15 protein-coding genes are annotated in these 14,030 nt (G+C 61.5%); 8 read left to right on the top strand and 7 right to left on the bottom strand.

Annotated features, from left to right (window positions below; all coding sequences use genetic code 11):
• Window positions 1-16: 16 nt before the first annotated feature.
• From J3P85_RS20600 to J3P85_RS20575, 6 genes are all read left to right on the top strand, one after another.
• Window positions 17-268, top strand: a complete 252-nt coding sequence (locus J3P85_RS20600; protein WP_434703251.1) for a hypothetical protein — start codon at window positions 17-19, stop codon at window positions 266-268.
• A gap of 423 nt (window positions 269-691) precedes the next feature.
• The gene (locus J3P85_RS20595; RefSeq protein WP_186709693.1) at window positions 692-1,102 is read left to right on the top strand and encodes a glycine zipper domain-containing protein; all 411 of its coding nucleotides are present in this window, start codon (window positions 692-694) and stop codon (window positions 1,100-1,102) included.
• A 389-nt stretch (window positions 1,103-1,491) separates the two neighbouring features.
• Window positions 1,492-1,665: a hypothetical protein gene (locus J3P85_RS20590; protein ID WP_162893857.1), complete on the top strand. Its 174-nt coding sequence runs from the start codon at window positions 1,492-1,494 to the stop codon at window positions 1,663-1,665.
• A 71-nt stretch (window positions 1,666-1,736) separates the two neighbouring features.
• Window positions 1,737-1,940, top strand: a complete 204-nt coding sequence (locus J3P85_RS20585; RefSeq protein ID WP_434703250.1) for a hypothetical protein — start codon at window positions 1,737-1,739, stop codon at window positions 1,938-1,940.
• Between the two features lie 88 nt (window positions 1,941-2,028).
• Window positions 2,029-2,412: a hypothetical protein gene (locus J3P85_RS20580; RefSeq protein WP_411385238.1), complete on the top strand. Its 384-nt coding sequence runs from the start codon at window positions 2,029-2,031 to the stop codon at window positions 2,410-2,412.
• 262 nt (window positions 2,413-2,674) lie between these two features.
• Window positions 2,675-3,370, top strand: a complete 696-nt coding sequence (locus J3P85_RS20575) for an HAD-IA family hydrolase (protein WP_186709688.1) — start codon at window positions 2,675-2,677, stop codon at window positions 3,368-3,370.
• 86 nt (window positions 3,371-3,456) lie between these two features.
• Here J3P85_RS20575 and J3P85_RS20570 read toward each other — a convergent pair whose 3' ends face one another.
• A complete protein-coding gene (locus J3P85_RS20570) occupies window positions 3,457-4,203 on the bottom strand; it encodes a 3-oxoacyl-ACP reductase family protein (RefSeq protein ID WP_434703249.1) in 747 nt (248 codons plus the stop codon).
• Between the two features lie 125 nt (window positions 4,204-4,328).
• On the opposite strand from J3P85_RS20570, the gene J3P85_RS20565 reads away from it, so the two are divergent.
• A complete protein-coding gene (locus tag J3P85_RS20565; protein WP_434703248.1) occupies window positions 4,329-5,252 on the top strand; it encodes a LysR family transcriptional regulator in 924 nt (307 codons plus the stop codon).
• A gap of 146 nt (window positions 5,253-5,398) precedes the next feature.
• Here J3P85_RS20565 and J3P85_RS20560 read toward each other — a convergent pair whose 3' ends face one another.
• From J3P85_RS20560 to J3P85_RS20550, 3 genes are all read right to left on the bottom strand, one after another.
• Complete coding sequence (locus J3P85_RS20560; protein WP_060741345.1) at window positions 5,399-6,127, bottom strand: aspartate/glutamate racemase family protein; 729 nt, start codon at window positions 6,125-6,127, stop codon at window positions 5,399-5,401.
• Window positions 6,128-6,187: 60 nt separating this feature from the next.
• Window positions 6,188-7,714: an NCS1 family nucleobase:cation symporter-1 gene (locus tag J3P85_RS20555; RefSeq protein ID WP_434703246.1), complete on the bottom strand. Its 1,527-nt coding sequence runs from the start codon at window positions 7,712-7,714 to the stop codon at window positions 6,188-6,190.
• Between the two features lie 452 nt (window positions 7,715-8,166).
• Window positions 8,167-8,910, bottom strand: a complete 744-nt coding sequence (locus tag J3P85_RS20550) for a phosphoadenylyl-sulfate reductase (protein ID WP_434574862.1) — start codon at window positions 8,908-8,910, stop codon at window positions 8,167-8,169.
• A gap of 173 nt (window positions 8,911-9,083) precedes the next feature.
• Between J3P85_RS20550 and thrH the strand changes: the two genes are divergently transcribed.
• Window positions 9,084-9,701 carry a bifunctional phosphoserine phosphatase/homoserine phosphotransferase ThrH gene (thrH, locus tag J3P85_RS20545; RefSeq protein WP_411385233.1) on the top strand — a complete coding sequence of 206 codons (618 nt, stop codon included), beginning with the start codon at window positions 9,084-9,086 and terminating at the stop codon, window positions 9,699-9,701.
• 146 nt (window positions 9,702-9,847) lie between these two features.
• On the opposite strand, the gene pabB is transcribed toward thrH, so the two are convergent.
• The 3 genes from pabB to J3P85_RS20530 form a co-directional block, all read right to left on the bottom strand.
• Window positions 9,848-11,191, bottom strand: coding sequence for an aminodeoxychorismate synthase component I (gene pabB, locus J3P85_RS20540; protein WP_434703245.1), 1,344 nt, complete (start codon window positions 11,189-11,191; stop codon window positions 9,848-9,850).
• Window positions 11,192-11,507: 316 nt separating this feature from the next.
• A complete protein-coding gene (locus J3P85_RS20535) occupies window positions 11,508-12,494 on the bottom strand; it encodes an alpha-L-glutamate ligase-like protein (protein WP_186709677.1) in 987 nt (328 codons plus the stop codon).
• Window positions 12,494-14,026 (bottom strand): inactive transglutaminase family protein, encoded by a 1,533-nt coding sequence (locus tag J3P85_RS20530; protein WP_186709676.1) that lies wholly within the window; start codon window positions 14,024-14,026, stop codon window positions 12,494-12,496. The genes J3P85_RS20535 and J3P85_RS20530 overlap by 1 nt, the downstream gene beginning before the upstream one ends.
• Window positions 14,027-14,030: the final 4 nt, after the last annotated feature.

The following is a 14,030-nucleotide window of genomic DNA, read 5'->3' as shown; positions in this document are numbered from 1 at the left end:
GACTAGTCTCACTGTCGTGAAGGTCGATATTGTCAGGCAACCGGTTGTTGCCGGTATGGACCTCAATGAAAGGGGAAAGGCAATGGGAACACCGTATAGCGAGGAGCACGGAGCCGCATATCCGATCAATGAAGGGTTGCAGTGTGGCCAGTCGACCTACCATGCAGACTTTGGCGACGAGCCGATCAAATCCATCAAGACGAAGGTGGCCAAGGTAGAGCGAGGGGAGAAGGCCAAGTTTTTGCCCAGGGTTCCGGTCAAGAAGTGACGGCAAGTCGTGGCCAGAGATCGTTCCCGCCGGGGCTGCGTAGGAGCTATGTGGGAGCTGCGTAGGAGCTGTCGAGTGCAACGAGGCTGCGATCTTCCCCCAGACCATTGAGTCCCAAGCGAAAGATCAAAAGATCGCAGCCTTCGGCAGCTCCTACGGGATATCCCGGTCTTTACATAAATATTTTTCATCTTTTCTCAACCGGCGGTTTCTTTCACGTTTCTTTCACAAGCAGGTACGTACTCTGAGCTCATCCGTTAGAAAGCAGTACCTGCCCGTTTCCCCAGCGGGCTTTTTTTTGCCTGTCATAAAATAATCCGCCGTTTCGTTGTCCAACCGTCATGGCTGACGTGGTGTGGCGTAAACTCGCGCCCGCACGCATCGGCCATTTCTCCCCGATGCGGCATTTTTGAGGTTTCTATCATGCGTTTGACTTTGTCCACCTTGTTACTGGGGTTAGTGGTTGCCCAGGGCGCGATGGCTGCCGGCGACGGTACCGCCGCGGTCGGCGGTGGTCTGGGCGGTGTGTTGGGCAACGTGGTCGGCCAGCAGATGGGCGGCAGCACAGGCGCCGCGATTGGCGCCGGTGTCGGCGGCGCAGCCGGTAGCGCCGTGGGCGCGCGCAAAGGCAGCCGCACGGAAGCCGCCATCGGCGGTGGCCTGGGCTCGGCCGGTGGCTCGATTGTCGGTAACCGCCTGGGCGGCTCCACCGGTTCCACCATCGGCGCAGGCATCGGCGGCGCGGCGGGCGGCGCGTTGGGCAGCAACCTGTCCAATGACAACGACGGTCACTCTGGTGGCAAGAAGCACAAGCACAAGAGAAAGCACCGCTAAGCGGATGCTTGGATGAATGGACCCGGTCTTAATACCGTGATGCTGTTCAACTAGAAGAAACGGCGCTTCTTTCAGAAATGAGAAGCGCCGTTTTTTTGGGGCTTCTTTTGATGCCTAAAGCAAGGGCAACAGACAGCGCCAGCCGCTAGGTAACAGCACCACCGCCATCGCGAGCAAGCTCGCTCCCACAGGGGATTGAGGGTGTTCGTAACATCTGCGTACGACACAAAAACCTGTGGGAGCGAGCTTGCTCGCGATGACGTCGGCACGCCCAACATCACCGCAAACTGGCACATCGCCTTCGCGAGCAAGCCCACTCCCACACAGGGGAACGATTGCCGCCCCCCCGCCTCAAATTCATACATCCATCAGCAATCGCGAGGTGTGTCATGACGCCGGAAACTGAAGGCAAGGAAGAAAAAGGCCCGACGGGCGTTCCCTTCATCAATGATCCAGGCCCCAACGACCCAGGCAACGAAGACCCCGGTTCCCTGATGGACGACGCCCAAGTGCCCTTGCTCGACGATGAGGACGCTGAACTTGAGGACGAATCCTACAAGTGAAAGCGCGCAAACGGATCGCCCGCGTTCTTTAAGCTGCAGAACAGGTGCGTTCACCTGCCAGGAGGTTATATATGACTGCCCATTCGCCCGCCCGCGATGACGAAGAAACCCCGGAATACCCGCTGCCGTCGCCCACCAACCCGCTGAGCCGCGACCAGTTGCCGCCCGATGACGAAGCGGGCGTCGAGCAGGTGCCCAGCGACGACGAGGATGTCGAGGCGACCCCGGAAGATCCGGACATCGCCGGTGACGACGCCTCCGGCAAGCCGAGCTGATCGACAGCCCCGCCCGTCGATCCAGTGGCACCATCGACCCTTCACGCATGCCACACATCAGGTAAGTACCTTGAAAAGGAGACTCACCATGATGAAGTCCAACATGACAGCGCTGACACTCGCCGGGATTCTTTCCGTCAGTTCGTTGGCCGCTTTCGCACAATCTTCCAGCGGCACGCCCCCCGTGGACAAGGGCGGGATGCCACCTTCTTCGGAAATGGAGGCTGGCTCAACGTCCGGTGCCAGCGGTAACGCCTTGCCCCCAGGCTCCGTCGGTGGTGGCAATGGCGGCGATGCCAGCGGCAGCAGCACCAGCCCCGGCACCGGCAGCGGTTCGACGAGTGGCGGCAGCACGATGGGCGGCGCCGACGCCGGTGGTGGCACCAGCGGAGGAACCGGTACCAGCGACAGCGGTGGCAGCTCGGGCGGCAGTGGCTCGGGATCGGGCGGCTCCGGCAGCTCGGGTCAATAACCGCTGAATCGTCATCCAACACCGATCCGCTTTTGTGGCGAGGGAGCTTGCTCCCGCTGGGGTGCGAAGCAGCCCCTCGATCTTACGGTCGCTGCGCAACCGAGCGGGAGCAAGCTCCCTCGCCACAAAACCCCGTCCATGGATTTCCCATTGCCGGTTCCAAGCCCCCTTCGTTATCCTGCTGAATCCTTTAAGGCGAACACGCTACCCTGGCGCACCTGAGCCATCCCTGGAATGTTGTGTTGATAACGGATCAGATGCGATGAATGCACCGCTGAAAGAGTTTGGCCCGATCAAGGCTGTGATTTTCGACATGGACGGGCTGTTGTTGGACACCGAGGGGATCTACACCGAGGTGACTTCCATCATCGCCGAGCGCTACGGGCGCACGTTCGATTGGAGCGTCAAACAGAACATCATCGGACGCGGGGCCGTGGACCTGGCCAATTACGTCGTCCAGGCGCTGGAATTACCGATCACGCCCCAGGAATTCCTGGCCATCCGCGAGCCCTTGATGCGCGAGCGTTTTCCTCACGCCCTGGGCATGCCCGGCGCCGAGGAGCTGGTGCGGCATCTGAAGGCCCACAACATTCCGATAGCGGTGGGGACCAGTTCGTCGAGCCCTACGTTCGAGCTGAAAACCACCTTGCACCGGGACTGGTTCGCGCTGTTCGATTGCATCGTGACGGCGGACGACCCCGAGGTCGGCGCGGCAAAACCGGCACCGGATATCTTCCTCACCGCCGCCCGGCGCCTGGGTGTCGAGCCGCGCGATTGCCTGGTGTTCGAGGATTCCCCGTTCGGCGTGACGGCCGCGAAAGCGGCCGGCATGACCGCCATTGCCATTCCGGATTCGGCCATGGCAGACGAAAAATACGCTCATGCCGACGGGATTATCCGTTCCTTGAGGATGTTCCAGCCAAGCCTTTGCGGTTTGCCGGAGTTGGAGTGGGCCTGAAAAAAAGGGCCGCTGCGCGGCCCAGCGGGAGCAAGCTCCCTCGCCACATGGGATGAAGCCATGACCGGCGTTTTTTCATGCCTGGATCAGGCGCCGAAACCACCGTCGATGGTCAGGCTGGCACCGGTGATGTAACCGGCTTCCGGCCCGGCCAGGTAGGCGACGAAACTGGCGATTTCATCGACGTTGCCGTAGCGGCCGACGGCCATCAGCGACAGCAGGCTGGAAGCGAAGTCGCTGTCGGCCGGGTTCATGTCGGTGTCCACCGGGCCGGGCTGCACGTTGTTGACGGTGATGCCGCGCGGGCCGAGGTCACGGGCCAGGCCTTTGGTCAGGCCGACCAGCGCCGATTTACTCATGGCGTACGTGGCGCCGCCAGCGAAGGGCATGCGGTCGGCATTGGTACTGCCGATGTTGATGACGCGACCGCCTTCGGTCATGTGCCGCGCTGCCGCCTGAGTGGCGACGAACACGCTGCGCACGTTGACGGCCAGGGTCTGGTCGAAATCTTCGAGTTTGAATTCTTCCAGCGGCCCCATCGCCAGCACGCCCGCGTTGTTGACCAGGATATCCAGTCGGCCAAACGCCTCGACGGTGGCGGCGACAGCGTTACGCACGGCGTCGGCATCGGCGCTGTCCGCCTTGATCGCCAGGGCCTTGCCGCCCGCTGCGGTGATGCTGTTCTGCAGTTCTTCAGATTTCGCGCCGGAGCTGACATAGGTGAAGGCCACGGCGGCGCCTTCTGCCGCGAGGCGTTTGACGATGGCGGCGCCGATGCCGCGCGAACCGCCTTGGATCAAGGCGACTTTACCGTTCAGTGCTGGGTTACTCATGATGTTCTCCAAAGTGTGCCGGGGCGAGATGCCGCGGTGATGGAGCGAGTATCAATAAGCAGTCATGGGCTGTGTAGACCGTCATTGCTATAGTCTGTCTAAACCAAAAGTTTAGAGTGGTGCCCATGGAGACCTTCAACAGTATCGAATGCTTTGTGCGCAGCGCCGAAGTCGGCAGCTTTGCCGAGGCGGCGCGACGTTTGAGCGTGACCCCGGCGGCGGTGGGTAAAAGCGTCGCCAAGCTGGAGGCGCGAATGGGCGTACGCCTGTTCCAGCGCAGCACCCGCAGCCTGCGGCTGACCGAAGCCGGCCAGTTGTTCTTGACGGAGGTCGGCAGTAGCTTCAACACCATCCAGAACGCTGTCGCCAACCTGGCCAGCGCTGGTGGGCAACCGGCGGGGACGCTGAAGGTGAGCATGGGCACGGCGTTCGGTCGATTGTATGTCGTGCCATTGCTGGGGGCGTTTTTGCGGCGCTACCCAGCGATCAACCCGGATTGGCATTTCGATAATCGCCAGGTGGACCTGATCGGCCAAGGCTTCGATGCCGCCATCGGCGGCGGTTTCGAGCTACCCCTGGGCGTGGTGGCGCGCAAGTTGACGGTGGCCCATCGGGTGCTGGTGGCTTCTACGGACTATCTGCAAACCCATGCCGTGGTGAAAGAACCGGAAGATCTGGCGCAGCATCAGGGCATCCTGATTCGCTCGCCACAAACCGGGCGCGTGCGTTCCTGGCAACTGACCAGCCGCACCCAGCAACACAGCCCGCTCATGCTCAAGACCCGCATGACCATGAGCGATTCAGAAGCCGACTGCGCGGCCGCGGCCCAAGGGTTGGGCATCGGGCTGGTGAGCATGCCGGTGGCCGTGCCCTACCTGGAATCCGGCGCGTTGCAACGGGTGCTGCCGGATTGGTATGTCGACGACGGCAACATCTCCATCTACTACGCCGAGCACAAGTTGCTGCCGGGCAAGACCCGGGCGTTCGTGGATTTCATCATCGAGCAGTTTGCCGAGCAGGGGTTGGCGCGGCGGTTTAGTGCGGTTTGAGCCAGGCTCGGGACCGCGTTGGCCCCTTCGCGAGCAGGCTCGCTCCCACAGGGGTGGTGGTGTTCACAAAACTGCTGATCACCACCGATCAACTGTGGGAGCGAGCTTGCTCGCGATTGAGGGCAGCTCGGTCTAACGCCGTGCACTCACCGCCCAAACCGCCCCGGCCAGCCAATGATGGTCTTGGGCCGCGGCGTGGCATAGGTGCGCACTTTCGATGTCGACAACCCCAGCCGCACCAGCGATTCGGCAATGGTCACCGCCGCCGTCACCCCATCGACCACCGGCACCCCGGTGCGCTGGCGAATCTGTTCATCGAGCCCGGCCATGCCGCCGCAGCCCAGGCAGATCACCTCGGCCTTGTCCTGGCTGACTGCCAGCTCGGCCTGCCGCACGATGGCTTCAACCGCCCGCTGCGGATCCTGCTCAAGCTCCAGCACCGCCAGGCCACTGGCCCGTACCGAGGCGCAGCGGTCGAACAGGCCGGACAGCTTGAGCCGGTCTTCGATCAGCGGTACGGTGCGGTCCAGGGTGGTGACCACCGAATAGGCATGGCCGAGGAACATGGCCGTGCTGGCGCCCGCATCGGTGATGTCCACCACCGGCACGTTCAGCAGTTCCTGCAGGCCTTCACGACCGTGTTCGCCGTAGCCGGCCTGGATCACCGCGTCGAACGGTTGGTCGTAGGACATCACCCGGTCCATCACCGCGATGGCCGCCAGGTAACTTTCAAAATTGCCCTCGATGGAATCGGCGCCGAAATGCGGCGTGAGCCCGACGATCTCGGTGCCCGGCGCGGCGACGGCCTGGGCCTGGCGGGCGATGGCTTGGGTGATGGATTCGGTAGTGTTGACGTTGACCACGAGAATTCGCATGAGCTGTCCTCCTTAACACACAAAAGTAAGCGGCCCGAACCGGGCGGGCCGTTCGGGCGATCAATGATGAACGTTATCCACAGCGATGGACTCGCCGCTGACGTCCTCGTAATACGGCTGGCGCTTGGCGATGATCAGGTACAACAACCCTGCAATCGAAGCGCCAATCAGCCAGGAAAACGGTGAGACGGCGTCAAAACCGGGCACCAGGGCCAGGATAATCGCGATCAGCGCGGCCGGAATGAATGCCGCCACGGCACGCAGGTTCACCCCGTTGCTGTAGAAGTACGCACCGTTTGGGTCCTCGCTGTACAGTTGCGGCACGTTGATGCGGCCTTTTCGCAGCAGCCAGTAGTCGACCATGATCACCCCGTACAACGGCCCGAGCAGGGCGCCGAGGCCGGACAGGAAGTACACGATCACCAGCGGGCTGTTGTAGAGGTTCCACGGCAGGATCAGCACGGCGATAGCGGCGCTGATCAGCCCGGCGCGGCGGAAGGTCAGGTACTTGGGCGCCAGGTTGCTGAGGACAAAGGCCGGGGCGACGAAGTTGGCCATGATGTTCACCGCCACGGTGACGATCAGGAAGGCCAGGCAGCCGAGCACGAGGAAGAACGTGTTGGGGATCGAGGCAATGACCTGGGTCGGGCTTTCGATGATTTGCCCATTGATTTGGAACTGCGCGCCGCAGAGCAGGATGGTGATCCCGGCAAACACCAGGATGTTCACCGGCAGGCCCCAGAAATTGCCGACGATGATGGTCCGACGGCACGGCGAGGAGCGGGCGAAATCGCAGAAATTGAGAATCAAGGTGCCGTAGATCGACAACCACAGCGCGCCACCGGCAAAGATATTGCGCCACATTTCGCCTCCGGTCAGCGGCTCGCGAATTGACCAGGCAATGGTGGCGTCGGCCTGGGTGTACATCCAGCCAGCGAGGGCCGCGACGGTCACCAGAATCACCGGGCCGGCAAAGCCTTCATAGCGGCGCACCATCTCCATGCCGTAGGCCAGGATCACCAGTTGCACGAACCAGATCGCTACGAAACACACCCAGCCCAGGCTCGACAGGCCGAGGATCGAGTCGCGGTCGTAGTCGGCGAATCCCGGGTGGATCGCCACCAGCAACACGCGGAACACCACCGACGCCAGGTAGGTCTGGATCCCGAACCAGGCAATGGCGATGACTGCTCTGATCAACGCCGGAATCTGCGCGCCGTGGATGCCGAAGCTGATCCGGCTGATCACCGGGAACGGGACCCCGGTTTTCTGGCCCATGTAGCCGGACAGGTTCATGAAGCCATACACCAGCGCCGCGCCGATCCCCAGGGACAGCAAGATTTGCCAGCCACCCAGGCCCAAGGCATAGAGGCCGATGGCGAAGGAGTAATTGGCGATGTTGTGCACGTCGTTGGTCCACAAGGCAAAGATGCTGTAGCGGCCCCAGCGGCGGCCTTCAGCCTTGGTCGGCGCCAGGTCCTTGTTGTGCAGCCTCGGGCTCAGTGCCAGGGACGCGGTGCGGTCTTCGAGGGCAGGGGTGGAGGAGGGCAGATCCAGCGCGATGTTATTGGAGAGACTTGTACGCATTCCGGCAGGCTCCTGATTCTCGGCGCAGCGATGACTGTGCATGAGCGCGAGGCTCGACAAATCTTCGTCGCGGCGGGCGAGCATCATTGGTTACGGGGCATCTGCAGCCTGTACGGGATAGGGCGCTTCAGGCTTGCGGATCTAAAGTGTGTGTATGTTTTATAAATGTTGTATACAAAACACTTGACGACTAAAGCCAGATTTATGCCACTTACGGATCTATCCGTTGCAGCACTAATTTCGTTTTGTTATGGGTATTAAATAAGTAACTGAAATACCGTGATTTAAAACTGACCGTTTAAACAGGTATTTATTTTTTGGCGAACGCCAGTGGGGAAGAGAGAACAGATAACGCGGGAGGGCAGGTGTCACCTTTCGGGGCAGTTTCGGAGTAAGTGCACACAAAAATGGCACTTGTGGTGACATTTTTGTGTACAGAGTTTGGCGCTCGCTTAGACGGTCTTGGATTTGGCGATGATGTTCCCGGCGTGCAACCCGCATTCTTTCTGCGTGGCTTCTTCCCACCACCAGCGGCCTTCGCGCTCGTGCTGGTTTGGCAGCACCGGGCGGGTGCAAGGTTCGCAGCCAATGCTGATGAAGCCGCGTTCATGCAGGCTGTTGTAAGGCAGTTCGAGCATGCGGATGTAGCCCCAGACTTCTTCGCTGGTCATCTGCGACAGGGGGTTGAATTTGTACAGGGTGCGCTCCGGTGTGGAGAACGCCGTGTCGATTTCCAGCACCGCCACCTGGCTGCGGGTGCCGGGGCTCTGGTCGCGGCGCTGGCCGGTGGCCCAGGCGCGGACATCGGTCAGTTTGCGCCGCAGCGGCTCGATCTTGCGGATGCCGCAGCACTCGCCATGACCGTCCTTGTAGAAGCTGAACAGGCCTTTTTCCTTCACGAAGGGTTCAAGCTTCGTGTGGTCCGGCGACACCAGTTCGATGTCGATCTTGTAGTGCTCGCGCACTTGGTCGATGAACCGATAGGTCTCCGGGTGCAGGCGACCGGTGTCGAGGCTGAACACCTTGACGTTCTTGTTCAGTTTCCAGGCCATGTCCACCAGCACCACGTCTTCGGCGCCGCTGAAGGACAACCACAGGTCATCGCCGAATTCGGCGAAAGCCAGCTTGAGGATGTCCTGCGGGGACTTGTTGGCATAGGTCGTGGCGAGTTCCACGACGTCAAACGATGGGCTCATCAGGGCGGTTTCCTACAGGTCGGTGGCGCTGGGCGCTCTATATGGGGCTGATGGTAACAAAAGCTATCAGAGCTGGCGCGTCCCTGTGCGTTGCGCGGGCTTCGACGAATGGCTAGAGTCGGCAGGCCTTTTGTTCGCTCAACCGATAAACATCAAAAAAATGGGAGTGTCTTGTGGAAATTGCCTGTCTCGACCTGGAAGGTGTGCTGGTCCCGGAGATCTGGATCGCCTTCGCTGAAAAAACCGGGATTGAATCCCTCAGGGCAACCACTCGGGACATTCCCGACTACGATGTGCTGATGAAGCAACGGTTGCGCATCCTCGACGAGCATGGCCTCAAGCTCTCCGATATCCAGGAAGTCATCGCCACCCTCAAGCCGCTGGACGGTGCCATCGAGTTCGTCGACTGGCTGCGTGAGCGCTTCCAGGTGGTGATTCTGTCCGACACGTTCTACGAGTTTTCCCAACCGCTGATGCGCCAGCTGGGCTTCCCAACCTTGCTCTGCCATCGCCTGATTACCGATGACGGCGGGCGGGTGACCGGCTACCAGTTGCGTCAGAAAGATCCCAAGCGCCAGTCGGTCCTGGCCTTCAAGAGCCTGTATTACCGGGTGATTGCGGCGGGGGATTCCTACAACGACACCACGATGCTGGGCGAAGCCGACGCCGGGATTCTGTTCCACGCGCCTGAGAATGTGATCCGTGAATTCCCGCAATTCCCGGCGGTGCATACGTTTGCCGAGTTGAAGCAGGAATTCATCAAGGCGTCGAACCGCAATCTCAATCTGTAAACCAGGCCATTACTGTAGGCACAAAACCTGTGGGAGCGAGCTTGCTCGCGATAGCGGTGTATCAGACAGCACAATGGCTGCTGACCCAACGCAATCGCGAGCAAGCTCGCTCCCACAAGGTTTTGTGTAAGGCCTGGGGGAGTTGTTCAGAGGTTCTGCAAGGTTTCGAGCAACACCCGAACCTTGGTAATCGACTCCTGATACTCGGCCTCCCAGTCCGAGTCCGCGACAATCCCGCCACCGCCCCAGCAGCACACTTGTCCATCCTTGACCAACAGGCTGCGGATGGCGATGGAACTGTCCATTTCCCCGCGCACATCCAGGTACAGCAATGAGCCGCAATACAGCCCGCGCCGGGTCGGTTCGAGTTCGTCGATGATTTGCATGGCGCGGATTTTCGGCGCGCCGGTGATCGAACCTCCGGGGAAGCTGCCAGCGATCAGGTCCAGGGCGTCCTTATCCACAGCCAGTTCGCCCGTCACGCTGCTGACCAGGTGATGCACGTTGGGGTAGCTTTCCAGGGTGAACAACTCCGGCACCCGCACCGAGCCGATGCGGCAGGTGCGGCCCAGGTCGTTGCGCAGCAGGTCGACGATCATCAGGTTTTCCGCCCGGTCCTTGGGGCTGGCCAGCAGCTCGGCGGCGTGGGCCGCGTCGTCCTCGGGCGTTGTGCCACGAGGGCGGGTGCCCTTGATCGGACGGGTTTCGACGTGGCTTTCGCTGACCTTGACGAAGCGCTCCGGGGACAGGCTCAGCACCGCGCCGCCCTCCGGCAGGCTCTGGAAACCGGAAAATGGCGTCGGGCACGCCGCCCGCAGCGCCTGGTAAGCGGCCCAGGCATCACCCTGGCAAGGGGCGCGAAAGCGTTGGGCAAAGTTGACCTGGTAGCAGTCGCCGGCCTGGATATACGCCTGGATGCGTTCGAACGCCTGTCGATAGGCGTCGGCGCTGAGGTCCGGCGTCATCGGTCCTTCAAGGGTGAACGGCAGAGCGGGCGCCGGGGTCGGCTGGCTGAACAATGTGATCAGACGCTGGCGTTCGCCTTCGCCGCAATGGGGGTGGAACACCAGTTGGCTGGTGCCCGCCTGGTGGTCGCTGACCAGCGCCCAGTCGTACACGCCGAAACGTGCGTCGGGCAGTTGCAAGTCGTCCTGGGCGTGGGACGGCAGGGTTTCGAGGTGTCGGCCGAAGTCGTAGCTCAAGTAGCCGATCAGGCCGCCGGCGAAGGGCAATTGCACCGTGGCCGGCAGTACCGCGTCACCCAGTTGCGTCAGATGAGTACGCAGGCGTTGCAGGAAATCGCCGCCGCTCTCGTCTGGCAGCACCGTCAGTTGCGTAAGCGGCCAGGCGCTGAGCAGGTCGTAACGCCCACGCTCGGCGCTTGGCCGGCCACTGTCGAGCAGCACGCTGCCGGGGGCATGACGAATCGCCGCGAAGTATTCGGCGGGGTTGGCGCGGTAGGGCAACGGGTGTACGGAGCAGGTTGGCATGGGCGGGGGTGGGTCGGCCGTTCAGGCGGGGGAGCGATTGTAATCCCCTGTAGGATTTGCTCCTAGAGGGATGTCGGTATTGAACAGGTCTGAAGCTTCAATGAGGCCCGTGGCGAGGGAGCTTGCTCCCGCTGGGCTGCGAAGCGGCCCCCTGGGCAGTTGAGCGCGATCATTCTGATACACCGAGGTGCTGGGCTTTGGGGTTGCTGCGCAACCCAGCGGGAGCAAGCTCCCTCGCCACAGGTTTTAACCCTTAACCTCATTCAGCCTTCAAACCTCAGCATCAGCCATCAAGCCTCAGGCTCAAGTATCAGCTTCAACCCTCAACCGGCGGAATATGCCCAAACAACTCCTGGGCAAACGCCACGCGCTCTTGCGCGGTTTCGATAACGCCGCGGGCCTGGAGTTCTTCCAGGCGGGCTTCCACCGCGTGGGTGCGCAAGGTCAGGCCGCAATCGTTGGCGATCTGGATGTTCAGGCCCGGGCGGGCGTTCAGTTCCAGGATCAACGGGCCTTTCTCCTGGTCCAGCACCATGTCGACGCCGATGTAGCCCAGCCCGCACAGTTCATAGCAACCGGCGGCCAATTTCATGAAGCCGTCCCAGTAGGGCAGTTGCACGCCGTCCACCGCGTTGGTGGTGTCGGGGTGTTTGGTGATGATGTTGTTCAGCCAGGTGCCGCGCAGGGTCAGGCCGGTGGCGAGGTCGACGCCCACACCGATGGCGCCCTGGTGCAGGTTGGCCTTGCCGCCGGACTGGCGGGTTGGCAAGCGCAGCATGGCCATCACCGGATAGCCCATCAGCACGATGATGCGGATGTCCGGCACGCCTTCGTAGCTGATGCTCTTGAAGATCTGGTCCGGCGTCACGCGGTACTCGATCAGCGCCCGGTCACGGTGACCGCCCAAGGAATACAGGCCAGTGAGGATGCTGGAGACATGGTGCTCGATCTCCTCATGGCTGATGATCTTGCCGGACACCGTGCGGTAGCGACCTTCGAAGCGGTCGGCGATGACGATGATGCCGTCGCCGCCCGCGCCCTGGGCTGGCTTGATGACGAAGTCGGTGCGCCCGCCGATGATCTCGTCGAGCTTGTCGATTTCCTTCTCGGTGGAGATCACCCCGTACAGCTCCGGCACATGGATGCCGGCGGCGATGGCCCGTTCCTTGGTGATGATCTTGTCATCGACGATGGGGTACAGGCTGCGCTTGTTGTACTTGAGCACGTAGTCGGCATTGCGCCGGTTGATGCCCATGATGCCCCGGGCTTCCAGGGCCTTCCAGGTCTTCCAGAAGCCGAACATCAGGAGTCTGCCTTGAGGAAGGCCTTGAACCGCACCAACTCGGTCAGGCGGTAGCCGCGATAACGACCCATGGCCAGCATGAAGCCCACCAGGATCAGCAGGATCGCCGGGAAGGTGAACACGAAGTAGACCAGTTCCGGCACGCTCATGATCAGGTGCGCCAGGGACGCGGCGAACAGGGTGCCAATGGCGACTTTCATCGCGTGGCCGGCGCCGCGCTCTTCCCAGGTGATGGACAGGCGTTCGATGGTCATGGTCAGGATCACCATCGGGAACAGCGCCACCGACAAGCCGCGCTCCAGGCCCAGCTTATGGCTGAACAGGCTGATGGCGGCGATCAGCACCACCACGAACGTCAGCACCACCGAGAGCCTCGGCAGCATTTGCAGCTTGAGGTGCTCCAGGTACGAACGCAGCGACAGGCCCAGGGTGGTGATCACCGTGAACAGGATGATGCCGAAGCCCAGTTGGGTTTCCCGGAAGGCCAGGGCGATCAGCACCGGGGTGAAGGTCCCCAGGGTTTGCAGGCCGATCAGGTTGCGCAGCACCAGGATCACCAGCACGCCAATCGGGATCATCACCATGATCATGAAGGTTTGCTGGGTCTGCAGCGGCAGGCCGTAGAGGGAATATTCGAGGAAGTTGGCGTCGGTGTTCTCGTCCGTCAGCTTGGCCAGGCGAATGGCGTTCATTTCGCTGTTGTTCATGCTGAAGGTGACGGTGGCTTTCTTGCCGCCATCGACGGTGATCAGGTTTTCATCGCCGGTCCACCACAGCAGGCGGTCGGTGGGCAGGCCCTGTTCGCCGGAGTCCGGGTTGAAATACAGCCAGTCGGTGCCGTTGAAACTGCGCAGCCACAACTCAGGCGTCTGCGGTTGGTCGGCCACCAGGCGGATGGTGTGGACCTTTTCCACCGGCACGTGGGCGATGGACAGCACCAATTCGACGATGCGCGCCTTGTTGGCTGAGGAAGGATCACCGGCCAGCAACAGCTTGACGTTGTCGTCGTTGAGGTTGTTGACCCGCTTGATCGCTTCGCTGATGAACGTCTCGACGTCGGCCGAGTGCTGGCGGATCGGTGCGAGCAGGGCTTCGGCGGCGAGTTTTTCCGGGCCTTCGACGGCGATGCTGTCGCGGAAGGTCGGACCCTTGACCTTGGTTTTCTCGGCGCTGTAGCGCTTGGTCAGCACCAGGCGGTAATACAGGGTCTGGTTGCCCTTGGCGCGACGGGCCGACCAGGTCACCTTGCGGTTGCCGTCGACCCGGTTCACCGCCACACCGTAGTTATTGGAAATGAAACTCTCGTTAAGGCTCACGTAGTCGCGGCTCAGGGGCGGCACGAACATCTGGATCTTCACCGGATCCTTGGCGTTGGGCACGAATTCGACCTTGGCGTCGATGTTCCACAAATCGTCGGTGGCGTCTTCGGTGACCGGGATGCCGAGCACGAAAATCTGATAGGCCGTTACCGACAGGCCCAGCACCACCAGGATGGCGATCAGCATTTTCAAATGGAGGGTAAGGGAGCGCATTGGA

The sequence above is a fragment of the Pseudomonas sp. Z1-12 genome (genome assembly GCF_051132015.1).
Classification (GTDB): Bacteria; Pseudomonadota; Gammaproteobacteria; order Pseudomonadales; family Pseudomonadaceae; genus Aquipseudomonas; species Aquipseudomonas zanjanensis.
The sequence above is the reverse complement of the archived record's forward strand: the minus strand, read 5'-3'. Positions and strand labels throughout refer to the sequence as shown.

Excerpts from the sequence above, each read along its gene's own strand:
- J3P85_RS20590 (WP_162893857.1), top strand. The coding sequence starts at position 1,492 with ATGACGCCGGAAACTGAAGGCAAGGAAGAAAAAGGCCCGACGGGCGTT.
- J3P85_RS20550 (WP_434574862.1), bottom strand. The coding sequence starts at position 8,910 with ATGAGCCCATCGTTTGACGTCGTGGAACTCGCCACGACCTATGCCAAC.
- pabB (WP_434703245.1), bottom strand. The coding sequence starts at position 11,191 with ATGCCAACCTGCTCCGTACACCCGTTGCCCTACCGCGCCAACCCCGCC.
- J3P85_RS20560 (WP_060741345.1), bottom strand. The coding sequence starts at position 6,127 with ATGCGAATTCTCGTGGTCAACGTCAACACTACCGAATCCATCACCCAA.
- J3P85_RS20555 (WP_434703246.1), bottom strand. The coding sequence starts at position 7,714 with ATGCGTACAAGTCTCTCCAATAACATCGCGCTGGATCTGCCCTCCTCC.
- J3P85_RS20585 (WP_434703250.1), top strand. The coding sequence starts at position 1,737 with ATGACTGCCCATTCGCCCGCCCGCGATGACGAAGAAACCCCGGAATAC.
- J3P85_RS20595 (WP_186709693.1), top strand. The coding sequence starts at position 692 with ATGCGTTTGACTTTGTCCACCTTGTTACTGGGGTTAGTGGTTGCCCAG.
- J3P85_RS20530 (WP_186709676.1), bottom strand. The coding sequence starts at position 14,026 with ATGCGCTCCCTTACCCTCCATTTGAAAATGCTGATCGCCATCCTGGTG.
- J3P85_RS20580 (WP_411385238.1), top strand. The coding sequence starts at position 2,029 with ATGATGAAGTCCAACATGACAGCGCTGACACTCGCCGGGATTCTTTCC.
- J3P85_RS20535 (WP_186709677.1), bottom strand. The coding sequence starts at position 12,494 with ATGTTCGGCTTCTGGAAGACCTGGAAGGCCCTGGAAGCCCGGGGCATC.
- J3P85_RS20565 (WP_434703248.1), top strand. The coding sequence starts at position 4,329 with ATGGAGACCTTCAACAGTATCGAATGCTTTGTGCGCAGCGCCGAAGTC.
- J3P85_RS20575 (WP_186709688.1), top strand. The coding sequence starts at position 2,675 with ATGAATGCACCGCTGAAAGAGTTTGGCCCGATCAAGGCTGTGATTTTC.
- J3P85_RS20570 (WP_434703249.1), bottom strand. The coding sequence starts at position 4,203 with ATGAGTAACCCAGCACTGAACGGTAAAGTCGCCTTGATCCAAGGCGGT.